Source organism: Nocardioides taihuensis, assembly GCF_042657275.1.
Taxonomy (GTDB): domain Bacteria; phylum Actinomycetota; class Actinomycetes; order Propionibacteriales; family Nocardioidaceae; genus Nocardioides; species Nocardioides taihuensis.
Map to the genome: position 1 here is coordinate 55,817 of NZ_JBHSKD010000002.1, position 21,071 is coordinate 76,887.

The window sequence follows — 21,071 nt, forward strand, 5'->3', positions numbered from 1 at the left end:
CGCCGTGCCGGTGATGTCCGCGGTCGAGGCTGCCTTCTGCCGCAGCGCCCTCTGGCGATGGTTCGCGTGGCGAGGTGTGCTGCCCTGGGCTCTGCGAGGTGATGAGCTCGCCGGCGACGTCCTCGAGATCGGCGCCGGAAGTGGTGCCATGGCTGCCGGGATCGTCGAATCGTTCCCAGAGGTTCGACTCGTGGTGACCGACCTCGACAAGGTGATGGTCGATTCCGCCCGGGATCGGTTTCAGGGCCGCGGGAGCGTCGAGGTCGGGGTCGCAGACGTCACATCGTTGCCCTTCGAGGCGAGCTCGTTCGATGCGGTGACCTCGTTCCTGATGCTGCACCACGTGATCGACTGGACGGACGCCCTGACTGAGTGCGCCCGTGTGCTCCGCCCCGGCGGCGCCCTCGTCGGCTACGACCTCACGGACACCCGAGCGGCCCGCCTGCTGCACCGGCTCGACGGATCACCACACCGGATCGTGGCCGCCGCTGAGCTTCGCGCCGGGCTTGCCCGCGTGGGGCTCGCCGAAGTCGACGTGCGGTCGAGCCTTGCCGGCCATCTGATGAGATTCCGAGCGGTCCGGCCGCACTGAGCCCGCGTCGCACCTCGCGGGCATCCCGGATGCCCGCGCCGAGCTCAGGCATTCGTGCAGCAGGTCCCCCGGTGTCACGGAGATCGAGATCGCCCGGAGTGACGAAGCGGCTTGTGTCGCGTCAGCCAGGTGATACCTCGGTGATCGCAGGACCGCTGCTGATGGCCTCGCCGCCGCCGAGGACATCAGCTGATCTGAATCGCGACCCCGCCGATCCTCGGGCCGGATGCGCGGTCCGCCGGTCCTCGATGCGGCTTGGGGTCGCGCACCACGGGATCCCTGACCAAACCTCGACGCCCGCCCGAGTCCCGAGGCGCAATGGCGGTCTCGCTCATCCGATGGTGAGAGTGCTCGTGACCGTGACAGGCACGAAGGCGTCATCCCCGCGATACGTGACCTCGACGGTGTAGGTGCCAGCCGGGAGGCGGCGGTACCTGCCGAAGCGGGCCGCGGCGTGACCCCGCTGCAAGGCGGCGATCTTCCGGCGCTGGCCCAGGGCGATCGAGACCGTTCCGCTGGGCACCGGCCGCACTTGATCGGGCGCGACGACGGCCACGTCGATCCGAGCCACTCGGCGGCGCGAGGAGGTGTTCACCTTGACCGTCGGCCGCGCCGTGCACGGACCAAGGGGGGGTGGAGTCTGGGTGACCGGCTCGAGTCCGTCGCGCGACAGCGTCACCTCGCAGCCCAACTTGTGTCCGACATCCCACGGTCGGACGTCGTACTCCTGCTCGCGAGCGCCCCGGATCGACCTCCCGCCGCGGATCCAGCGGTAGGTCACCGTTGCATCCTCGGGCGTGAAACGGCCCAGGTCGACCCTCAGCGTGCGCCCGAGCTGCGCAGCCCCGGCGACGTGAGCGGGCTGTGTGACCACGATGGAGGTGCGGTGAGCCTCGGCGATCATCCGTGCAGTGCGGCGGCGGATGGTCGGCAACGCATCGTAGAGGTGCCGACCCGGGCACGCGGTGTCGTTGGTGTCCCGGTGTCCGTCGATGACCGGGAGACGGACCTTGCGGCCAGCTGCGTACTTGTCGCTTCCCTCCGACTCGACCCGGATTGAGCCACGAGCGTCCCGCTCGAACGGGTCGAGCTTCCAAGCGGCCAGCGCGGCGATGGCCTGCAGCAGGCGGTCGCCGGGGCGAGCGGTCTCATAGTTGCCGATGGCCGAGATCCCCGTTGACTCGTGGTTGAACCCGAGCGTGTGCGCGCCGCGCACCGGCTTGGCCGGTCCGCCAGCGCGTCCGACCCAGCAGCGGCCGAAGCGGTCCACCAAGAAGTTGTAGCCAATGTCGGACCAACCGAGCGTCCGCGTGTGGTAGGCGTACATGCCGCGGAGCAGCGCAGGGACGTCGTCGCGGTGGTAGTCGTTGGAGCTTGCCGTGTGGTGGATGTGGACCTGCTTGATCGTGCGGATGTAGCTGGGGTCGCCGTCGCGGAGTGACTCGTCAGCACCCCATTCCTTGCGACTGACGAGCGCAGGTCGGAGCCGGCCGACGGAACCGTCCCCTGTGCGGGCGCTGAGGAGGGGTTCGGCGACCTGGCCTACTTGCCTGTCGCCAGGTCGTTGACGAGGGAACAGGAGCACCAAGCGGAGGCCGGCGGGGCGCTCTCCGCTCACGCGCACCTGTACACCGTCGGACGGCCCGACCCAGATGACATCGGTTCCCGCGGTCGCGGTCGGGCCTTCGCCCACTGCTCCGGCCAGGTCGTCGAGCACCGGCAGTCGGGTCCAGCCGCTCCAGGACCCGGAGCGTCGGGAGCGTGTGTACGCCACGGGCAGCGGTTGGCCCGTGTTCCACGTGAGCGCGACCATCGAATGTGTCGACGTGGTCATCTCGCGCGACTGCCAGGAGTCGCTGGAGATTCGGGAGAGGGCGTCGTCGAGCGTCACATCCACTGATGCCACGTCGGAGTCAGTCCCCGTCGACAGGATCAGTCCGCCCTGGCCCGAACCAGGGCCGCCCTTCCCCGATGGCCCTTGGCTCAACCGCGTTCCGGCGCCGACGACGAGCACCGCTGCTCCGCCGGCCGCCAGCTTCAAGAGGGGCCGTCGGGTGGCGGCCGGAGGGTGAGAGTGCTCATCAGTCACATCAGTCACACTAGGCGACTGCTACGAAGATGCATAGTAGATCGATTCCGAGCGTGTCACTGGTGTTGCGCAGAGGATCGGATCGTGTTCCGGGGCTGCCAGACTTCGCTCCAGGTGCCGACCATCTGGCACCACCGGCTGGTGTTGCGGATAACCCTCATGCCGGCCTGTCGGCATCGCGCGAAGCGCGTCGCCGGGCACGCTCGTCAGCGATGAATACCCTCGCGGCGAGCACGAGGGCCACCACGAGGGCCAGTCCGCTGACGGCGACCCGCAGCCCCGTGGTCACGTTCGGGGGGGCGGCGACCGCGGCGCTGAGTGATCCGGCCGCGGCGACGGCCACCAGTGTGAGCCACCAGAAGGCCCGGCGCGCCCGCCGTGATGAATCATTGGTGGACACGGTGGCCTTACATGCCGAGGTGGGTCTGCGGAGTCGTGAAGGCCATGAGGATCGTGAGCGTTACCACTGTGAGCAGCACGATGAGTCCGATGACCATCGCGAGTGGGCGGTGTCGCCACAGCCGGTGCGGATTGCGGTCGACGAAGGGGAGGGCCACGAGCAGAAGGAACAGTGCGCCGCCGCCGTAGAGGATGAAGGGCAGGCCGAACCAGTTCTCCAGGGTGAACATCCACCAGAAGTTCCAGGGCGGCTTGGTGACCTCGAGCCCTTCTACGGGTTGGGGTCCCACTGCCGGGGGCACGAGCACCGCGAGGATGCCCAGCAACCCTGTCAGGGCGAGTCCGAGGGCAGCGATGCGTCGCAGGTGATGTGTGAACGGCTCAGTGGGTTCTCCCAGGGGTGCTTGCTCCGCCTCGTCGTCGGCGGTCAGGCTCGGATGGGGTGAGATGCGGTGCCGCTTGACCAGCAACGCATGGAGCGTGAACAGCACCAGGATCAAGCCGGGGATGATGACCACGTGCGCGCCGTACAACCGCACGAGTATGGACACTCGGGAGGCAAAGTCCGGCGAGAACCAGACTCCCACCCCGCCCAACAGGTCGGCGACCTCGAGGTTGTGTCCCAGGGCCTCGAAGCCCTCCTGGTCCCACTTGAGGACGGTGCCGGTGAACAGTGCGAAGATCACCAGGCCGAACATGGCGACGCCGATCAGCCAGTTTCCCTCCCGTGGGCGCTTGTAGGAACCCGTGAAGAAGACCCGGAGGAGATGCAGGGCAGCGGTGACGTACATCGCCTGGGCGGCCCAGAAGTGCAGGCTGCGGACGAAACGCATGCCCCACACCCGGGTGACCATGTCACGCACCGACTCGTTCGCCGTCTCCGGCACCGGGGAGTAGAACTGGACCAGGAGTATGCCGGTGGCGACGAGGACGAAGAACGTGAACGCTGTGATCCCGCCCAGACTCCAGGCGAGGTTGTTGGCGTGTTCCGGGACGGGGTACTCCAAGGCCTTGATTCCGAGGCGCTCGTCGACGACGTCGACCACTCGACGCAGGCGAGACCGGCCCGTCCCGGTGTCAGGTTGCTCGATGGTTGCCATCCTCAGACTCCCTCCCCGCCCCTACTCGGATCGACGGCGGCCTCGGTCGTCAGGCGGGATCTGAGCGCACGCACGTTGTCACGCGGGCGGAAGCGGTAGCCGAGCCAGGCGCCGACGATCAGCACCGCGACCGATCCAAGGAGCAGGAGCCAGTCCTGACTCCGCAGCTCGGTCCTGCCGGCGAGCTCGGGCACTACCTCCCGGGTCCCGGTTTGGTTTCCGGTGGCCGGAGGCAGGTCGTGAAGAGCGTCCTGAATGGAGTTCTGCAGCAGGTCTCGAGCCCGCAAGACGTCACCTTGCTCCAAAGTCGTCTTGCCGTCGAGCAGAAGGGCAACGTCGACGCCGTCCTGGTCGTCGGTCTCAAGGGCGTCACCCACCTTCTCCAGCGCCAGGTCTATGCCTGACATGTCGGTGTCGTGCGCCAGGTGTCCGAGTGCCTGCTGCACCAGAAGGTAGCCTTCGGTCGTCTCGCCGTCGCCGTGGGCCCAGGTCGGGGGCGCGACAGCGAGAGGAAGCAGGAGGCCTAGGCTTACCAAGACCACCAGATGGAGCCCCACCCGTCGCATGCCCACCAGTGTGACCGCCTTCTACTACGATGGCTAGTAGAAGGCGTGGCTAAAGGCCGACTCAGAAACGAGTGCGTCCCAGCCGCGCTGTCCTCCGACGCCGCACTCGCCGTCTTCCCGCGATGTCACTGATCACGTACCAGTCGGAGCGCGAGGTCGACCTGGTTCGGCGAGGCGCTGGCTGTGGGCTCGTCGTGGCCGATGGTGGGGACAGCACACGAGTCTTGTGGTTCACGCCGAGCGACCGGGCGCGAGAGACGTCGGAGTCGCCTGTGGCAAAGTGGGCGAACCCTGCGCTCGGCACGACTCGTGCATCGGCCTTCGTCGTCCACTGATGCGGCCGACGGACCGATGACTGCCTCGTGACCGAAGCGAGTGTGGTTGCCTCGTCAGTTGTACCTGCCTGGCTCCTCGCAGACCACCGTGTCGGCAGGAGTGTAGGAGGTGTGGAAGAGCTCGGTGTGATCGATGGTGCCTCCACCGACGCGGCGGAACACCCGGGTCACGTCGACGTCGAAGCCCGACCAGCCGGCGTTCGGCTCGCAGTCGGGGGTAGTGAGCGTGCGGGTCCTCGGCGGCCGGTAGTTGTACCGCTCGGATGTGCGTGAATCGATGTCCCAGTACTTGGTGGACCACATCTGCACCGTGACCGAGCCTTGGGCGCTGTCGGAGCTCGGGGTCCGCGAAGCCTTGATGAGCACGCCGTACGGGGTGTCATTGCGGAACCGCAAGTCGATGGACGGCCAAGCCACGGTGGCCTCTCGGCCGACGGGATAGCGGTCGATGTAGAACGAGTGCGCCTTGTGCTCTATGTCCTCCAGACCCGCGAAGAACATCGCGTTGAACGTCGTGGTGGCCATCTGGGAGACCCCGCCCCCAAGATCGCGGACCAAGATCCCGTCGTTGATGACGTAGCCCTCAGTGAACCCGTTCTCGACTGTCCGCTCTCCGACGATGCCGTTGAGTGAAAATCCGTCGCCCGGCTCCAAGACGGTGCCGTCGATCAGCTCGGCGGCCCGACCCAGATTGACGTTGCGGTAATCGGCGTGCGGGTAGTAGGTCGTGAACTCCGAGACCTTCTCCTCGATCCCGAGCTCGCGCGCCTCACTCGTGGCGAGGTCCGGCTCCACGACGTTTCCTTGGACCTCCACCTTCCGCGCGCTCCCGCGCGACGTGATGACGTCGAGGAAGGCATCCACCACGTCCGAGGGCCGGTAGCCCAGACCGGACTCGGCCGGGACCACCTGGGGACGGCCGTCCACGATGACCACCGTGGCGTCGACCGGATCACTGGCAACCACGGCGAGGTCGACCAGCTGGCTCAGTTCTGTCCAGTCGACTGCGGGCACCAGTTCGCCGGTGTGCGGCACCATCGACAAGGCGTCGGCGTACTGTCGCGGCTCCAACCGGATCCGGGACTTCCCGAGGACCAAGGTCACAGGCGCCGACATCGCGGGGGTGGCATAGTTCCGCAGCGCCTCGCGGACGTCGTGCTCGTCGATGTCGGGCTCCACGGGTTCGATGGGCAGCTCAACCGTGTCGTCTCCGCCGAGGTAGGCGGCAGTGAGCGCCTCGCGGGCGGCTCCCGTGTCGACGGCCTCGCCCGTCGCCGGGTGCGTGGTGGTGACACCCTGGGGGCTGAACGTGACGGCACCGTCCCTCGGTGGAGTACCGAGCCCCGCGGAAAGGGCGGCGAGCCGCTCGCGGAGCCGCTCCTCGTCGACGTTGACGACGGCGTCAATCTCGCTTCCGCCGGTGTAGTAGTTCCAGAGCCAGACAGGGCTCAAACTCGCTTCGGCCCCGGCAGCGTCGATGGACCGTTCCGCGTCCACGGCCAGCCCGATCTCGCCGAGCCGAACCGACGCCGACCGCTCCTGCCCACCACGCTCCACCTGGACCGCGATCGGCGCCCGCCCGCGGTCGGCAAACCTCTGCTCGAGCTCGGTGATGGCGGCGCTGCGGGTCAGCCCGCCCACCTCGACGCCCGAGATCGTCGTCCCACGTGGAACCTTGTCGCCGGCCAGTCGGTAGCCGCCGTAGTACCCGCCGGCCAAGAAAAGGACGAAGACGACCAGGATGACCGTCAAAATCCGGGTGCGCTGGCGGTGGGTCTGTTGATCCCAGGACTTCACGGCGTGATCCTACGGAGGCGGTCCTGCGCGTGTCCGCGTCGGTGCGGTCCTCGGTGAGCGCCGGGGCGGCCGTCCGCCACGACGTGGTCGAGGGCGTGAGGTCGGGGTCGAGCCGGCATGTGCTGTGCTGAAGGACGCCGGCGTGCAAATCGCCGAGAGCAGCCAGTACGCCGCTAAGACCAGGCCGCCCTCGGCACGTGCGATCCGTGACGCCGAGCTGTTCGCCGACCATCAAGGTTGCCCTCCCTGCCATACTACTATGGGCGGTAGTTTCTGGCCGTGGTTCGTCAATGTCGGAGCCGGAGCCTGAGACGTGGTGAGAGCGAGGCCGAACGATTGTGGTCCGACAGCCTGCCAGGCCAGGGACGCCGCCCGCGTGGACATCCTCCCGAGGACCGGCTCGGACGATGACTTCGCTGGCCTGGAGTGGCGGCGGATCCCGTGGGCCAGCGGGGGATGCCGCTCCTCATGGGCTGCGCGCGTCCGCCCGAATGGCTGGATCGATCGGGGCCGGTCTAGCGATCGCGGCCGCGAGCCCTCCCTGGGATCAACCGTGGATGTTGCCGATCGGCGTCGCCCTGCTCGTGGTGTCGGTCGCGTCCACGCGTCCGCTGCAGTCGTTAGCGCTGGGCTACGCCTTCGGTGCCACCTACCTCCTCACGCTCACGTTCTGGATGCGGGTGGTGGGCGTCGACGCCTGGCTCTTGGTCGGATTGGTGGTATCGCTCTACTTCTCGCTGTTGGGTGCTGCGGTCGCGATGGCAACCAGGCTTCCGTGGTGGCCTGTCTGGGTCGCGAGCCTGTGGGCGGCAGACGAGATTCTTGTGTCGACGTGGCCTCTCGGGGGCTTTCCCTGGGCCCGACTCGTCTGGGGTACGTCCGACACCCCCTACGCTGAGTGGCTTCCTCTGGTTGGCGCGACCGGAGTGAGCTTCATTGTGGCCCTGTCTGGTGCGCTCCTGGCGTGGCTCGTGCTTCGCCCGATAGGTCGCCTTCGTGTCGGAGTCGCGGCGGGTGTGTTGGCCCCGGTCTTGCTGCTGCCCGGTGCGCTTGCACCTGGACCCCAGCCGGCCCCAGAACCCACGGTGACGATCGGCGTCGTCCAGCCAGACGTGCCCGGGTCAGGGGACGACCTGCTGGCGGTGCACCGAGAAGTCACCCGCAACCTCACTCACGCGACGGCTCGGCTCGGGGCGCGCGTCCGCCGTGATGACGTGGCGCGGCCCGACCTAGTGCTGTGGCCCGAGAATTCCACCGCTGTCGACCCTTTCCGCGACGCGTCGACGCACCAAACGATCGCCTCCGCCGTCGAGGCGGTGGGTGTTCCGGTGCTGGTCGGGGCAATCGTCGACGGCGCACAGCCGGGAGGGGTGACCAATCAGGGGATCGTGTGGACCCCGAGAGGGGTGACGACCGAGCGTTACGTCAAACACCACCCCGTGCCGTTCGGCGAGTACGTACCCTTCCGCAGCTGGCTCGATCGCTTCGGAATCGGGCGACTCTCGAAGGTGGCGCGGGACATGGAGGCCGGCACCCAGTCCGTACCTCTCCAGGTCGATGGGCTGACCGTCGCAGACCTCATCTGCTTCGACGTGGTGTTCGATGACCCACTGCTCGACCAGGTCCTCGCTGGGGCGGAAGTCGTCACAGTCCAGACCAGCAATGCGACCTTCATCAACACCGCTCAACCGGAGCAGCAGTTCGCGATCACCCGACTTCGCGCCATGGAGGTGGGACGCAGCGTCGTGGTGGCGTCGACCAACGGAATCTCCGGGGCCATCGCGCCCAACGGGTCAGTCTTGGCGAGGATGACCCCGAGGGAGACGGATGCGGTGGTCGTTGAGGTGCCACGTCGGCGCTCGATCACCCCTGCCGTCACGCTCGCCGCCCCGATCAAGGCGCTGGCCCTCATCGCCGCGGGAGTTGGGATGGCATGGGCCGGGATACGGAGGCTGCCGTCGCCGAGGTCGTGTCATCGGCGGGACCTTCAGGCACCTGTCGACCAGAGCGACGAGTCGGGACAGGCTTGAGCCTTCGGTCGGTCGCTCTCTGGCGGTTTGCGGCTTCTCGGAATCTGTTGACCTACCCGTTGCGGGCACCGGGTCGCGCCACGCTGGCGCAGTGGTGCCGACGGCCGATGGGCAGGCGTGGTCTCCCTTGGGGTTCCGTTGTCGGTGTGTGCTGGAATCGGCCGATGTCAGCGCGAGCGAGGCGTCGCCTCAGGGCTGGCTCGCGTTGCGGGTCGATCCGCTCCGTGACCGAGGGAGGGACGAGAGCGAGAAGATCGGGCAATGTGCCGAATTCGTGGAGCGTCGCTTGACAGCAGCGGCACGCAGCGGCGTGTGTCATGAGTTCACGCTCATCGGGCGGGGTGAGCGCACCGAGAAGGAATGAAGCGATGTCGAACTGTCGCGCACAGGTCGTCAGGCCGATCCGGGACGGCTCCGTTCTGCTTCTCATTGCTGCTCCTTGTCGCAGTGAACTTGTCGTGGAGACAGACAGGTCTGCGGATCGGCCTTGAAGGTCGCCAGGCAGAGAATGGAGCAGAACAGCCAGAGTGTCCTGGATCCGTCCTCGAGCCGGTAAGGCGTCCCATCCGCCACCGTCATTCCGCACACGGGATCGATCACCGTGACCGCGCTCGAGCCGGCACCGAAGAGGTAACTCATGTCCGAACGCCACCGGTAGCGCAAGCCGGTCACGGAATCGACCACGTCGACAACGCCGGCCTCCGTGTACCGAGCGAGCACCGCCTCGACCGTCCGAAGGTCGACATCCTTCAAGCCGGCGATCTCCACGGCCGACCAAGACTCCGCGAGCTGTGCCACCAAGGTGAAGTACACCGCCCGTTCCGAGCTGGTGCGCAGATGCACCTGCGCGAATCGCGAGTGAACATCATGAAGTGTCACGGGTGTGGGCCGGCTGGTCGGGAGAGCTGTGACTGTCGATCACGCGGTGGGGGTGAGCCTCCCGGCGCCGGAGTCGGTCAGTTCGCGGGCGGCGATGTCCTGGTCGAGTTCGGCGCGCCGACCCTTGAGCTCTTCGAGCGTGAGGTCGTCGTGGCTGCAGTGGCCGCAGTGGCCGCTCTCAGGTTCCTCGGCGGGCGCTGTCCTGCGCGCCGTGGTGTGTGCGTGGGTGGTGCACATCGGCTTCTCCTCGGGCTCCTCGACAAGGTATTTGTCTCTTGCAAAGTTGCCCGAACGGGATGTAGATCGTGTGAAGCCCGCACTTTGATCCCATGAAGGCGGATGCCGGGGGACGAAGTAGACCCGTGGAGCACCGCGCGCGAGGTCGCCCGCCCGGATCGCTTGAGCTTTGGCTGCACGGCGCCAATCCGGCGTGAGGACGTCGCCGACGACCAACGGCCACGTCTCGAGCCCGGTCCGGAAGTAGCCCGGAAGTAGCTTTGCCGTTGCCGGCCGAAGGTAACCGCCGACGATCCGATGGCCGATTCCGTGGAGGCAAGATGGATGCTGGCTGCGGCGACGTCGCTGGGCATCTTCAGCAAACCTTCACAGGACCGGCACTTGATGTCTGCGACGTGCGGGTCAGGCTGTTGCCAAACAAGCAGAGGGGCTGGGCGCGATGATGGGTTGGTACCACGACGGAGGGTTCGGCGCTGGTGGCTGGCTCGCCATGATCGTCATGATGACGGTCTTCTGGTTGGGGGTGGTCGTTGTCGGTGTCATGATCTTCCGCGGTCAGAACAGCAACAGCAGAAGCGCAGCGACGTCGCGCACCCGTGACCCTTCGCGCGACCGCCACCCTCTGGACATCCTGGACGAACGGTTCGCGCGCGGGGAGCTTGACCGCGAAGAGTACGAAGCCCGCAAGTCGGCGCTACAAAGGCGTGATCGCGGGTGACGGAGTCCCGGCCGGAAGGCGCCAGAGCATCTGAACCCGAGAAGAGGGTAGTGACACGGCATGTCACCGATGAGTCAACTCCACCTGTCCGCACTCAACACCGGGGGACTGGCTGGCGTGGGGCCCGGTATCGCCGGCGGCCGATCGTGGATTGTCGCAGTCGGAGTCGTCGTCCTGCTAGCCGCTCTGGCTTGGTGGACCCTGCGGCCAGCGCGGCGGGCGAGCCACGTTGAGCTGATGCGAGGTCGACGTGCGGCACGTGACAAGACCGACCAGGCCGAGGGACCCATCGATCGAACGAGAAGGAGCCACCAGTGACGGACTACACCATCGCCACCACCGTGGTGAGCCGTACTCCGAAGCCGTCGAAGCCGTGCGTGCTGCCTTGGGGCAACAGGGGTTCGGTGTGATGACCGAGATCGACCTGGCAGCGGCGCTGAAGGACAAGCTCGGAGTCGATGTGGCAGACCAGGTCATCCTCGGGGCGTGCCGTCCGCCGCTGGCCTTCGAGGCGATCCAGGCAGACCCCTCGATCGCGGCAGTGTTGCCCTGCAACGTCGTGGTCCGTGCGCTGGATCGGGAAACGACGCTTGTGGAGGCGTTCGACCCCGAGGCCATGAAGGGCCTCGCGAGCAGCGACGCGCTGAACAAGGTCGCCGACGATGCCAAGGCCAGACTCGTGGCGGCCTTCGCCGCACTTGGCCCTCAAACTTGACGGCGAGCCGACTGGGCCTCGCTGCTGTGGGGGCTGCGCGCGTCCTCTGCCCTGCGGGTCACGTCGGGATCACATTGCGCGAACATCGTTGAGGCGAACGGCTGCCCGGGGTGGGTGCCAGATAAGTGGGTGGTGCGTCGGTTGGTGGTGCGTCGGCATCTCGGTCACGGTGCCGGGCACGGTATGGCTGTCCTTGCTGGTCCGGAACTCAGTAAGGCTTGAGGAGAAGGTCAGCGCGACCCTGCTGCCGGATCTCCAGAGCGACGGTCGCGACCACCAGGACGCCGAGCACGAGTCTGGCTCGACGCGGTGTCCACACAATCTCGACGTTGAGCCAGCGGCGCAGGGCAATGCCTACCCCGAGTCGAGCGACTGCGAGCGCCGCCGCGACGGTCGCGAGGATGCCGAGCGGGTTGTATCGCCACGCCTCGAGAAGTTGGCCGTGGGCGGTAAGCCTGGCCGCGCGGGTCCCGCCACAGAATGGGTCCATGATGCCCATGCGGTGGAGCGGCCCGTGAAGATCCACGGGAGGCAGGCCGAAAACGGCCATTGCCACCGAAGCCACCAATCCGGCCACCCCGAGCAGGGTGACGACTCGCATTCGGTCGGACGGCGACCATTCGAGCGTCAGGGGCGAGCCAACTCGATCAGTCGGCGATCGACCTCCACCCATGCCTTCGCTCCTCGGCTTTCTCGGCGTACGCGTTGTGTCCGCACGTCGCATACTATGGTTCATAGTAGTGCTGGAACTGGACCCAGCCTTCACTGAGTGGCTCGGCCTCTCCGTCCCGGGCACCGGCGAGGCGACCAAGGGGACTGAACCGCCGCCCACGGCTTCTCAGGATCACGCCCCCGGCCCCCAGAGATTCGATAACGCCCACCAGCCACATATCTGCGTGATTGTGACCCAATGGTCTGCACGTTGCTCCAGCCGGGCCCGTTGGCGGAGATCTGCTTGCCGCCCGATGGGGTGGCAGAGCGGGCGCGGTCGGCGGCTTGACGGGACCCTGAAGGCTCGTTTCAAGCGAGAGTCAAAGTGATGATGGCTTCACAAGCAGCCTCATTCGCGACGGCACCTTGGTCATCTGATCCGACGGGCCTTGGCGTCCGTCCCTAGCAGCCTGATGCGGAGGCACGCCCCAGGCGACGGGCTGCTGCCCCTTTCTCGCCCGAGTTCTGAAGATGCCCCCGGCAATGGCTGAGCGTGCGTCGCCGGAGCGCACTGGGCAGGCGTCGAGAGGTCGGGAACCAACACGTGCAAGGCCGCGTCAAAGAAGACAGGAAGGGGGTCACACCCGTGGCGGCGGTGAGTGGACGCAGATGGCCTGTTGCACTTGGCGCGGTGTCTAGTGGAGTGCTGCTCGAGTGGGCTGGCGGGTTCCTGCTCCTCGTCAGGCAACAGTCGCTGCGTGGACGACCGTGAGCTTCGTGAGTGTTCCGGCGCGTTCGCTTCGAACACGTGGCACGGTGTTGGCATGGCGTCGGTCATCGTCGGCATTCTCGTGGCGATCGTTGCCCTTTCGTTCGTGATGCGCAGTCATCGGCGCGGTCGTTCGACCGGACACTAGACAGCGTCCACATTTGCCTCGCGATTCGGGCGGACCGCATAGCCGCGTAAGGAAGAGACCCAGTTGCCTCTGGTGTGATGATGTGACCGGGTGGGTGGAGTAGGCGTCGCAAGTGACCTCGTCCTAGAACGCCGGCCCACGCCTGGAGCCTCGTGAATGCCTCAGCGACCAGGGGCCCGAGGGTCTGCACGTCGTCGAAGCGAAGCCGTCATGACCCACCGCCTTGAGGCCATTGCGGTCCAGGTGTGATCGCGCAGGTGGTGCGCCGATCCCGGGTGCCCCCCGCCAGACGCGTCGCGGACCGGATGGCCTTGTCAGGGTCGGAGATGACAGACCTCGACCGGCCGGCAAAGGAGGGAGCGGAGGAAGTCCACCGAGTCGTCGGCGGTGTCGGACGGGTAAGCCACGAAGCGCCCCAAGCCGTCCGGTCTTCGCCCCGGCAGGGTAGCCCCAAGCGGGCAGGACGCAGAACACCCGCAGGGGACTTGCTTCTGGTTGCGGTGTCGGAACTCGGTGGAATCCACCACGACGAACTCCGGCCATGGGTGTCGGTGGTGCCGGCCGCGGTGACGGGACCGAACTGGTGGAGCCAGTCCGCGACCGTCCGCCCGTTCTCCACGCTGGAGTCACAGATCTGGGGAGTCGGCTCCTTGTCTACTTGCCGGAGTAGGAGTGCAGGCCGCCGCCCCAGAGGTTGATGCCGACGAAGTTGAACAACAGCGTTGCGAATCCGATCAGGGCGAGGATGGCGGCCCGCTTTCCTCGCCATCCGGCGGTCGCGCGGGCGTGCAGGTAGGCGGCGTAGGCGACCCAGGTGATGAATGCCCAGACCTCCTTGGGGTCCCAGCCCCAGTAGCGGCCCCAGGCGTAGCGTGCCCAGATCGGACCGGCGATGAGCGCGGCGAAGGTCCAGACGGGAAAGCCGAACGCGTGAACGCCGTAGGCGATCCGGTCGATGCTCTCGGCGCCCGGCAGGCGGGAGCTCAGGCCATCGTCGCCGGTTCCGCGGGCCTCCGCGCGGGTGCGGTAGAGGTAGAGCAGAGATGCGAGCGCGCCGATCGTGAACGCGCCGGTTGCGAGGAGAGCTGCTGTGACGTGTATGTAGAGCCAGTAGGAGTGCAGGGCTGGCACGAGCGGCCCGGCGGGGATGTCGAGCAGTAGGACCGCGATCATCAGGAGCACGACGACGAGTGCGTTGACCGGCAGCCCGAGCCAGCGGATCGGCTGGAAGCGCAACAGCACCAGATACGTTGCCACGGTCGCGACGCATCCGGTGATGACGAACTCGTACATGTTGCCCCACGGGACCCGTTCGGCCGCGAGGCCACGGCTGACCATGCCTGCCACGTTGAGGGCAAACCCGAGGGTCGTGAGGGCGACGCCGAAGCGCCCGGCGAACTCCTCGCCGTAGGACGCCTGAGGCAGGCGGTCGGGTTCGGCTGGTGAGCCGACGCCCACCGTGGCGAGCACCTTCGCGCCCTTCGGCGTACGGTGCATGGCCCATTCGGCGACGTGGGCGAGGAGAGCCAGTGAGTAGACGATCGCCGCGAACATGACCGCGGTGTTGCTGAACTGGGCGTATTGGACGGTGGTCATGTGGCTGCCTTCTCGATGTCGGCCTCGATGTTGGCGAGGAGTTGGGTGAGGGCACGGTCGAGGCCGTGCCCTTCGCGACGGTCCAGGCCGGCCAGCTCGACGTCGGCACCGGCGCCGGACCGGGGGCGTGCGCGTAGCCAGATCCGGCGCGGCCGCACGTACAGCGAAGCCAACAGGCCGATCAACCCGAGGACGACACCGCCGAGTGCGAGCGGTTCTGCGGGGGTGGCGCTGATCTGGAGCTTGGCCCAGCGGCGAACGCCGTCGAAGGTGATCGTCCCGATCCCGTTGGGAAGTCGGCGGGTCTTGCCCATCGGGATGGTGAGGGTCAGGGGCTTTCCGTCAGTGTCGGTCAGGGCGGTGAGCTTCTTCTTGTTCAGGGAGTAGACCGATTGCGGGATGCCGGAGCCGAGTCCGAGGTCGCCCTTGTAGGCCGTCAGGGACAGCGTCGGAGCGAGGGTGTCGGGGAACTGGGAGAAGGTTCCGCCCTGCTTGTCGTAGCCGTACGTCGGGAGGAATTGACCCTCGAATCCGAGCTGGGTGGGTTGGGCGTCGGGCACCTTGATGACCCCCCAAGAGGCGTAGGTGGCGTCTTCCGGGAGGAACACCGTGGGACCGGAGTAGACGGTCTTGCCCTTGCCGTCGCGGACCGTGATCAGGGGGGCGTAGCCGTTGCCGACCAGGAACACGCTCGTGTTGCCGATGGTGAGGGGTTGGTTGACCTCGATGGTCTTCGAGCGCTCCGCCGCCCCGGGGAAGGTCTGGTAGGTCAGGTCTGCGCTGAACGCGGTGGGCTGCCCGAGGGTGGGTCCGGCCCTCATGAAGCTTGCCTTGAAGTCGTCGAGGGTCAGGTTGAAGGGTTCGAGACCGTCGGCGCCGAACAGGCCACCGGGAGCGAAGTCGTCGTAGGACTGGCGGACGTTGGTGAACGTCTGGCCGGACACGACGATCACGCCGCCGCGGAAGCCGAAGAGGGTCCCGATCGCGAACGAGACCAAGACGAGCACCACTGACAGGTGGAACAGCAGGTTGCCGGCCTCGCGGAGGTATCCGCGCTGCGCGGCGATCGTGACGCTGCCGTCGGCCTCGCGGGTGGTGCGGACGCGGTAGCGCTGCCGTCGGAGTCGGGCTCGCGCTCGCTCGGCGGTCTCCTCGGCGGTCGCGTCCAGCTTGGCCGCCAAGAAGTTCGGCAGGCGCGATGGGTTGCGCGGTGCACGCGGGGGTGTCGCGGCTGCCGCCCGCCAGTAGACCTTGAGCCTCGGCAGGATGCAGCCGACGAGCGAGGCCATCAACAGCATGTAGATCGCGCTGAACCAGACCGATCCGTAGACGTGGAACAGGCCGAGCCGCTCGTAGAGCGGCGTGAGACCGGGGTGGGCAAATTTCCAGCGGGAGACGGCGAAGGCGTCGACCCGGTCCTGCGGGACCAGCGAGCCGGGGATGGCCGCGAGTCCAAGCAGCATGAGCAGCATCAGTGCGCTGCGCATCGAGGTCAGCTGTCGCCATGACCAGCGGGCAAGCTCGAGGGGGGTCAGCGCGGGCGGAGCCGGATCGGGCTGGCTCGGCTGGGAAGTCAGCGGCGGTGTCTCATCGATCTGGGTCACGGTGCCGGGCTCGCGTCGGCGTCCCGTTGGTCGTCACGGTCACGCGCCCGACGTCCGGCGATCACGAAGTACGCCGCGGCTGCCGCGAACACGATCACGCTGGTCCACACGTTCAGACGAAGGCCCAGGATGTGGTTGACGGTGTCGATGCGCAGATACTCGATCCACCCTCGTCCCGCCGTGTAGCCCATGACGTAGACCGCGAAGAGGCGGCCTCCTGTGACTTTGAAGCGCGCTTCGACCCAGAGCACGAGCCCGACGACGCCGAGATCCCACAGGCTCTCGTAGAGAAACGTGGGATGGAAGTTGGCGTATCCCTCGTAGCCGTCGGGGCGGCGGGTCGGCGAGATCTGCAGCCCCCAGGGCAGGTCGGTCGGCCCACCGAAGAGCTCCTGGTTGAACCAGTTGCCCAGCCGCCCGATAGCCTGCGCGAGCGGGATCGCCGGCGCCAGGACCCCGGCGACCTCGCCGAACGACACACCTTTGCGGCGCGCACCAATCCAGGCGCCAAGAGCGCCCATCGCGATCGCCCCCCAGATCCCCAGGCCACCGTTCCAAACGTAGAACGCGGCCCAAGGGTCCTGTCCCGCCTTGAAGTAGAGCTCGGGGTCCGTGACTACGTGATAGAGCCGGCCGCCGACCACGCCGAACGGAACTGCCCAGAGGGCGATGTCGGAGATGACGCCCGGTTCGCCGCCGCGCTTGGTCCAACGTCTCTCGGCGAACCACCCGGCGGCGAGGATGCCGGCAATGATGCACAGCGCATAGGCACGCAGCGGGAACGGGCCGAGATGCCACACGCCTTGGCTGGGACTCGGCAGCGAGAGTGGGAGCACGCCCTCGCCTTCAGATCCGCGGGTTCGGGTCAAGCGCGATCGCGCCGATGATGGCGAGGACGATGGCCGTCGGGTAGCCGATGAGGACGTCCTGCCATCCCATCGAGAGGGGAACCGGGCGGAGGCCTGCGTGGGCGAGAAGGTGCTGGACGGCCACGAGGCCCGCGAGGCCGAAGAGCGACCAGGAGAGGATTCGGCGCCTGCTCCAGTTGGAGAGTTGCTTGTCGATGTCGCTCTTCTTCGCGCGACGACGGTTGCTCATGAGAGCGGACCTCCTTGCGAGCGGGCCCCTGCGGCCCGTCAACTAAGGAGAATAGTAGATGCTCGACGCCGCGGCGGTGCGGGTCAGCCCAGAAGGCAGATTCCTTCCCAGGCCAGTGCAAGAGCGGGAGCGGAGGCGAGCCCGAGCGGGACGAGGATGACGGCTCCGATGCCCGCGGCGGCCAGCGCCGACCCGCGGCGTGTCAGCTGTCTATGCTGGCCGTCCAGTCGCAGGAGCCGGGTCTGGACGTCGTGGGCGCTGGCCGCGAGCGCGCCGGCCGGAGCAGGCAGGCAGGCGAGCGTGGTGAGGGCCTGCCGCAGGGGTCGCGCGCCGACGCGGCGTCGGGCGGAGTCATCGGCACTCAGCTCGGCGAAGAGGCGGACCTGAGGCATCGCCCGACAAAATGCCGGGAAGGTCGGCGCCAGTGCGCCGAACAAGGCGCGGCAAGCCACCAGTGCCACGTGGTGCCGTTGGCGCAGGTGAGCGTGCTCGTGGGCGAGGACGGCGTCGACCTCGTCCGCGTTCAAGTTGGCGAGCAGTCCGCTGGTGACGACCACGCGGTGCCGCCGGCCACCGACGCAGAACGCGTAGGGTGCCTGGTGGTCGAGGACGAGTGCACCGGGGAGTACGTCGGTACGGCCGACCAGGTCGAGGATGGCCACGCGGGAGTTGCGGTCGCGGCGGTCCAAGATGACCGCGCGCACCGCACACCAGCTCACCCGGGCCAGCAAGCCCAGGAAGAGAGCCACGCCGGCGACCGCCGTCATCGTGCCGCCAGGAGAGGCGTATCCGTGCTGCAGGTTCTCGGCGCACAGGTGGAGCAGGCGCGCCAGGTCACTGCGCACGTGCGGGAATGAGATCGCGAGAGCCAGGCCTGCGGCCGCGAGGGCGAGCAGGACCGATGCGGCGAGGGCCTGCCAGGCGACGATTGCCATGCGAGGCGCAAGTCTTGGCCAGTGCGCCTCGCGCAGCCATCCGGCTCCGAGCGTGCCGGCGGTGACCGCGTAAATCGCGAGGAGGAGCGCGCTAATCACCGAGGGCTCGCTTCAGGCGAGCGACCTCGGTGGGGGACATGTGGTCGAGGAAGCGCAGCAGGGTGACCGACGCGTTGCCGCTGTCGCTGAGCAGCTCGTGCATCAGCTCCGCGGTGTGCTCGGCCCGGTCCTTGGTTGGCCGGTAGCGGAAGGCGCGCCCCTCGCGCTCGCGGCTCAGGAACCCCTTCCGGTGAAGGTTGTCCATCACGGTCAGCACGGTGGTGTAGGCCAGCGGAGGCTCGCGGTCCATCCGCTCCAGAACGTCCCGTACCGTGAGCGGTCGGTCAGCCGTCCAGATGTGCTCCATCACCACGGCCTCGAGATCCCCGAATGGGCGCATCCTCGCCGACTCCCTTCTCGATCGCGTACCGCGACCGTACTGGCTCACGTGATGGGATCCCACGTGCTGCCATCCTGCTTGTACAGGATGGCTCGCGTGCCGTCGAGAGCGGCCACCACGAGATGCCCGGTAGAAGTGTATGACCCTGCGCTGGTCCCGCCCGGAACGTCCAGCGCGGCCCATGACATACCGCCGTCGGTGCTCAGCTGCGCGCCATCCATGCCGATCGCGAGCAGGCGCGAGCCGGTCTTGTCCACAGCCACCGCCATCGACCCGCTCGCACTGCCGAGGGGAGTCCAGCTCGCGCCGCCGTCGGTCGTCCGCACGGCGCCCTCCCGCATGGACGACGCGACGGCGACGTCGGCGTCTGTCCTGTCGACCCAGATCGTCCCCATGAACTCCTGGCCCGCCGGGCTACGCGGTTCGAAGGTCTTCCCGCCGTCGGTGGAGACGAGGGTGCCGGTCTCGGGCGAGGCCAGGTACACAACGTCGCCGGAGGCTCCCAGCGCGTGCACGTCGGCGACGGGCAGCCCGTCGACCAGCCCGAACGTGGAGCCGTCGTCGGTCGACGCGTAGAGACCGGCGTGCCCGCCCGCGAGGATCATCGTGCCGGTCGCGGCCCATCCCATGACGTCCTTCTCTTCAAGGGTGTCGATCTGTGTCCACCCGCCCACCCTCGCGCGGTAGCCGGCGCCGTCGTGCCCGCCCACGAAGAGTCGAGACCCGAGATCGTCGACGGCGTGCAGGTCCCCCCCGACGACGGGGCCGGTGCCGGAGCCGGACGAGTCGTCCGACCCCTTGCTCGAGAAATAGCCGATGGCGATGATCACGGCCGCGATCGCCAAGAACGGGAAGACGAATCGGCGGGCCCGGGGCGAGAGCCCCAAGATGCGCTTGTCGGCTGGCTCGGTCATGCCTGTCGTGCTCCTCTGCTATGCCCGGCCTGCCTTCGGCGGGGATGTCCCATCTACTATCAACTACTGAAGATAGTAGATGGGTGAATGGTGTGAGCGAAACGCTGCGGAAGGCTCGGACGGCTGTGGTGTTCCTCGTGATCGCTGCGGTGGTCGGCGTTGGCTGGTGGCAGATGCACGATCTCAGGTCGCGAGCCTCGACGGACGGCAGCGATGCCGGAGCCGGTCTGACGCTCTACCGAGCAGACGAGGGGGTGCCGGTGCCGCAGATCGCGGGCAAGACCGTTGACGGGCAGATGCTGGACCTTGCAGATCTTCGCGGCCACGTCGTCGTCCTCAACGTGTGGGGGTCGTGGTGCGCGCCGTGCCGCGCGGAGGCGCCGGACCTTGCCGCAATCTCGGAGGAGACCGAGCCTCGCGGTGTGCGGTTTGTGGGGATCGACGTACGCGACAACCCGGCGGCCGCGCGGGCGTTCGCTCGCAACTACGGCATCACCTATCCCAGCTTCGATGACCAGAACGGCCTCGTCCTCGCCCAGTTCACCGGGATCATCCCGGTCAGCGCGGTCCCCTCGACCCTGGTCGTCGACAAGTCCGGCGTCACCCGCGCCAGCGTGATCGGCAGGGTAGACGGGAGTACCTTGCGCGGACTCATCGAGGACGCGGAGAAGACCGGATGATCCACGCCCTGTCCGTCGGGACGACCGTCGCCTACGGCCCACTGCTTGTCGCGGTGCCCATCGCGATCGTCGCTGGGCTGGTGTCATTCCTCAGTCCGTGCTGCCTGCCGCTGGTACCGGGCTATCTCGCCTACGTCACCGGGGTTGCCGGCGCCGACGCCGGCAACCCCTCGATTCCCGCGCGTCGGTCAGCCACCGTAGTTGGGACAGCGCTGTTCGTGCTCGGGTTCGCGCTCGTCTTCACCAGTTATGGCGCCGCTTTCGGAGCGGTCGGGGCCCCTCTGATGAGACACCAGGACGTCATCACCCGGATCCTGGGGGTGCTCACCATCGTCCTCGGACTGATGTTTGCCGGGGTGCTCGGCGCCGTCCCATGGTTGTCGCGGACCCTGAGGCTCGGCTACCGGCCAAAGGTCGGGTTGGCGGGAGCGCCCCTGCTGGGGGTGATGTTCGGCATCGGCTGGACGCCCTGCATCGGCCCCACCCTCGCGGCGGTGCTTACGCTGGCGACGACGTCGGGGACCGCTGGTAGGGGAGCAATCCTCTCCTTCGCCTACAGCCTCGGGCTCGGCATCCCGTTCGTCCTCGCAGCACTCGGCATCAGCCGCGTCTTCCGGCTCTTCACCTTCGCCCGCCGACACGCCTTGGCGGTGATGCAGACAGGCGGTGCACTGCTCGTCTCACTCGGGATCCTCGAAGTCGCCGGTCTCTGGGCCGGGTGGTTGGCAAGCCTGCGCACCCTCATCGGAACCTGGCAGACGCCTCTGTGAGGACTTCAAC

21 protein-coding genes are annotated in these 21,071 nt (G+C 67.6%); 7 read left to right on the forward strand and 14 right to left on the reverse strand.

Annotation, left to right across the window (positions count from 1 at the left end; genetic code table 11):
* Positions 1-13 precede the first annotated feature (13 nt).
* Positions 14-592 carry a class I SAM-dependent methyltransferase gene (locus tag ACFPGP_RS00370; protein WP_378586381.1) on the forward strand — a complete coding sequence of 193 codons (579 nt, stop codon included), beginning with the start codon at positions 14-16 and terminating at the stop codon, positions 590-592.
* Between the two features lie 331 nt (positions 593-923).
* Here ACFPGP_RS00370 and ACFPGP_RS00375 read toward each other — a convergent pair whose 3' ends face one another.
* The 4 genes from ACFPGP_RS00375 to ACFPGP_RS00390 all read right to left on the reverse strand — a co-directional run bounded on the left by ACFPGP_RS00375 (position 924) and on the right by ACFPGP_RS00390 (position 6,878).
* Entirely contained in the window at positions 924-2,633 is a 1,710-nt protein-coding gene (locus tag ACFPGP_RS00375) for an N-acetylmuramoyl-L-alanine amidase (protein ID WP_378585356.1), read from the reverse strand.
* A gap of 455 nt (positions 2,634-3,088) precedes the next feature.
* Complete coding sequence (locus ACFPGP_RS00380) at positions 3,089-4,180, reverse strand: cytochrome b (protein ID WP_378585359.1); 1,092 nt, start codon at positions 4,178-4,180, stop codon at positions 3,089-3,091.
* A 2-nt stretch (positions 4,181-4,182) separates the two neighbouring features.
* On the reverse strand, positions 4,183-4,746 hold the full coding sequence (locus ACFPGP_RS00385) for a hypothetical protein (RefSeq protein ID WP_378585361.1): 564 nt from the start codon (positions 4,744-4,746) through the stop codon (positions 4,183-4,185).
* 389 nt (positions 4,747-5,135) lie between these two features.
* On the reverse strand, positions 5,136-6,878 hold the full coding sequence (locus tag ACFPGP_RS00390) for a VanW family protein (RefSeq protein ID WP_378585364.1): 1,743 nt from the start codon (positions 6,876-6,878) through the stop codon (positions 5,136-5,138).
* Positions 6,879-7,369: 491 nt separating this feature from the next.
* Here ACFPGP_RS00390 and lnt point away from each other — a divergent pair, with 491 nt between their 5' ends.
* Positions 7,370-8,908 carry an apolipoprotein N-acyltransferase gene (gene lnt, locus ACFPGP_RS00395; RefSeq protein WP_378585366.1) on the forward strand — a complete coding sequence of 513 codons (1,539 nt, stop codon included), beginning with the start codon at positions 7,370-7,372 and terminating at the stop codon, positions 8,906-8,908.
* A 426-nt stretch (positions 8,909-9,334) separates the two neighbouring features.
* On the opposite strand, the gene ACFPGP_RS00400 is transcribed toward lnt, so the two are convergent.
* On the reverse strand, positions 9,335-9,751 hold the full coding sequence (locus ACFPGP_RS00400; protein WP_378585369.1) for a hypothetical protein: 417 nt from the start codon (positions 9,749-9,751) through the stop codon (positions 9,335-9,337).
* A 75-nt stretch (positions 9,752-9,826) separates the two neighbouring features.
* A complete protein-coding gene (locus tag ACFPGP_RS00405; protein ID WP_378585372.1) occupies positions 9,827-10,024 on the reverse strand; it encodes a hypothetical protein in 198 nt (65 codons plus the stop codon).
* Between the two features lie 490 nt (positions 10,025-10,514).
* On the opposite strand from ACFPGP_RS00405, the gene ACFPGP_RS00410 reads away from it, so the two are divergent.
* On the forward strand, positions 10,515-10,742 hold the full coding sequence (locus tag ACFPGP_RS00410) for an SHOCT domain-containing protein (RefSeq protein ID WP_378585375.1): 228 nt from the start codon (positions 10,515-10,517) through the stop codon (positions 10,740-10,742).
* Positions 10,743-11,151: 409 nt separating this feature from the next.
* Positions 11,152-11,457 carry a DUF302 domain-containing protein gene (locus tag ACFPGP_RS00415; protein WP_378585377.1) on the forward strand — a complete coding sequence of 102 codons (306 nt, stop codon included), beginning with the start codon at positions 11,152-11,154 and terminating at the stop codon, positions 11,455-11,457.
* Between the two features lie 208 nt (positions 11,458-11,665).
* On the opposite strand, the gene ACFPGP_RS00420 is transcribed toward ACFPGP_RS00415, so the two are convergent.
* On the reverse strand, positions 11,666-12,034 hold the full coding sequence (locus tag ACFPGP_RS00420; RefSeq protein ID WP_378585379.1) for a DUF2752 domain-containing protein: 369 nt from the start codon (positions 12,032-12,034) through the stop codon (positions 11,666-11,668).
* 832 nt (positions 12,035-12,866) lie between these two features.
* Here ACFPGP_RS00420 and ACFPGP_RS00425 point away from each other — a divergent pair.
* On the forward strand, positions 12,867-13,025 hold the full coding sequence (locus ACFPGP_RS00425; RefSeq protein ID WP_378585381.1) for a hypothetical protein: 159 nt from the start codon (positions 12,867-12,869) through the stop codon (positions 13,023-13,025).
* A 654-nt stretch (positions 13,026-13,679) separates the two neighbouring features.
* On the opposite strand, the gene ccsB is transcribed toward ACFPGP_RS00425, so the two are convergent.
* The 7 genes from ccsB to ACFPGP_RS00460 all read right to left on the reverse strand — a co-directional run bounded on the left by ccsB (position 13,680) and on the right by ACFPGP_RS00460 (position 19,611).
* Positions 13,680-14,621, reverse strand: a complete 942-nt coding sequence (gene ccsB / locus ACFPGP_RS00430; RefSeq protein WP_378585383.1) for a c-type cytochrome biogenesis protein CcsB — start codon at positions 14,619-14,621, stop codon at positions 13,680-13,682.
* Positions 14,618-16,108, reverse strand: a complete 1,491-nt coding sequence (gene resB / locus ACFPGP_RS00435; RefSeq protein ID WP_378585386.1) for a cytochrome c biogenesis protein ResB — start codon at positions 16,106-16,108, stop codon at positions 14,618-14,620. The genes ccsB and resB overlap by 4 nt, the downstream gene beginning before the upstream one ends.
* Positions 16,109-16,221: 113 nt before the next feature.
* A complete protein-coding gene (lgt, locus tag ACFPGP_RS00440) occupies positions 16,222-17,061 on the reverse strand; it encodes a prolipoprotein diacylglyceryl transferase (RefSeq protein ID WP_378585389.1) in 840 nt (279 codons plus the stop codon).
* A gap of 10 nt (positions 17,062-17,071) precedes the next feature.
* The gene (locus ACFPGP_RS00445) at positions 17,072-17,323 is read right to left on the reverse strand and encodes a hypothetical protein (RefSeq protein WP_378585392.1); all 252 of its coding nucleotides are present in this window, start codon (positions 17,321-17,323) and stop codon (positions 17,072-17,074) included.
* An 83-nt stretch (positions 17,324-17,406) separates the two neighbouring features.
* Positions 17,407-18,357 carry a M56 family metallopeptidase gene (locus tag ACFPGP_RS00450; protein ID WP_378585395.1) on the reverse strand — a complete coding sequence of 317 codons (951 nt, stop codon included), beginning with the start codon at positions 18,355-18,357 and terminating at the stop codon, positions 17,407-17,409.
* Positions 18,350-18,745 (reverse strand): BlaI/MecI/CopY family transcriptional regulator, encoded by a 396-nt coding sequence (locus tag ACFPGP_RS00455; RefSeq protein ID WP_378585398.1) that lies wholly within the window; start codon positions 18,743-18,745, stop codon positions 18,350-18,352. Before ACFPGP_RS00455 ends, ACFPGP_RS00450 begins: the two co-directional genes overlap by 8 nt.
* Positions 18,742-19,611 carry a WD40/YVTN/BNR-like repeat-containing protein gene (locus ACFPGP_RS00460; protein ID WP_378585401.1) on the reverse strand — a complete coding sequence of 290 codons (870 nt, stop codon included), beginning with the start codon at positions 19,609-19,611 and terminating at the stop codon, positions 18,742-18,744. Before ACFPGP_RS00460 ends, ACFPGP_RS00455 begins: the two co-directional genes overlap by 4 nt.
* A 92-nt stretch (positions 19,612-19,703) precedes the next feature.
* On the opposite strand from ACFPGP_RS00460, the gene ACFPGP_RS00465 reads away from it, so the two are divergent.
* Positions 19,704-20,291 carry a TlpA family protein disulfide reductase gene (locus ACFPGP_RS00465; RefSeq protein ID WP_378585403.1) on the forward strand — a complete coding sequence of 196 codons (588 nt, stop codon included), beginning with the start codon at positions 19,704-19,706 and terminating at the stop codon, positions 20,289-20,291.
* Positions 20,288-21,061: a cytochrome c biogenesis CcdA family protein gene (locus ACFPGP_RS00470; protein WP_378585405.1), complete on the forward strand. Its 774-nt coding sequence runs from the start codon at positions 20,288-20,290 to the stop codon at positions 21,059-21,061. The genes ACFPGP_RS00465 and ACFPGP_RS00470 overlap by 4 nt, the downstream gene beginning before the upstream one ends.
* Positions 21,062-21,071: the final 10 nt, after the last annotated feature.

Excerpts from the sequence above, each read along its gene's own strand:
- ACFPGP_RS00370 (WP_378586381.1), top strand. The coding sequence starts at position 14 with ATGTCCGCGGTCGAGGCTGCCTTCTGCCGCAGCGCCCTCTGGCGATGG.
- ACFPGP_RS00380 (WP_378585359.1), bottom strand. The coding sequence starts at position 4,180 with ATGGCAACCATCGAGCAACCTGACACCGGGACGGGCCGGTCTCGCCTG.
- ACFPGP_RS00385 (WP_378585361.1), bottom strand. The coding sequence starts at position 4,746 with ATGCGACGGGTGGGGCTCCATCTGGTGGTCTTGGTAAGCCTAGGCCTC.
- lnt (WP_378585366.1), top strand. The coding sequence starts at position 7,370 with ATGGCTGGATCGATCGGGGCCGGTCTAGCGATCGCGGCCGCGAGCCCT.
- ACFPGP_RS00405 (WP_378585372.1), bottom strand. The coding sequence starts at position 10,024 with ATGTGCACCACCCACGCACACACCACGGCGCGCAGGACAGCGCCCGCC.
- ACFPGP_RS00410 (WP_378585375.1), top strand. The coding sequence starts at position 10,515 with ATGATCGTCATGATGACGGTCTTCTGGTTGGGGGTGGTCGTTGTCGGT.
- ACFPGP_RS00415 (WP_378585377.1), top strand. The coding sequence starts at position 11,152 with ATGACCGAGATCGACCTGGCAGCGGCGCTGAAGGACAAGCTCGGAGTC.
- ccsB (WP_378585383.1), bottom strand. The coding sequence starts at position 14,621 with ATGACCACCGTCCAATACGCCCAGTTCAGCAACACCGCGGTCATGTTC.
- resB (WP_378585386.1), bottom strand. The coding sequence starts at position 16,108 with ATGCGCAGCGCACTGATGCTGCTCATGCTGCTTGGACTCGCGGCCATC.
- ACFPGP_RS00445 (WP_378585392.1), bottom strand. The coding sequence starts at position 17,323 with ATGAGCAACCGTCGTCGCGCGAAGAAGAGCGACATCGACAAGCAACTC.
- ACFPGP_RS00460 (WP_378585401.1), bottom strand. The coding sequence starts at position 19,611 with ATGACCGAGCCAGCCGACAAGCGCATCTTGGGGCTCTCGCCCCGGGCC.
- ACFPGP_RS00470 (WP_378585405.1), top strand. The coding sequence starts at position 20,288 with ATGATCCACGCCCTGTCCGTCGGGACGACCGTCGCCTACGGCCCACTG.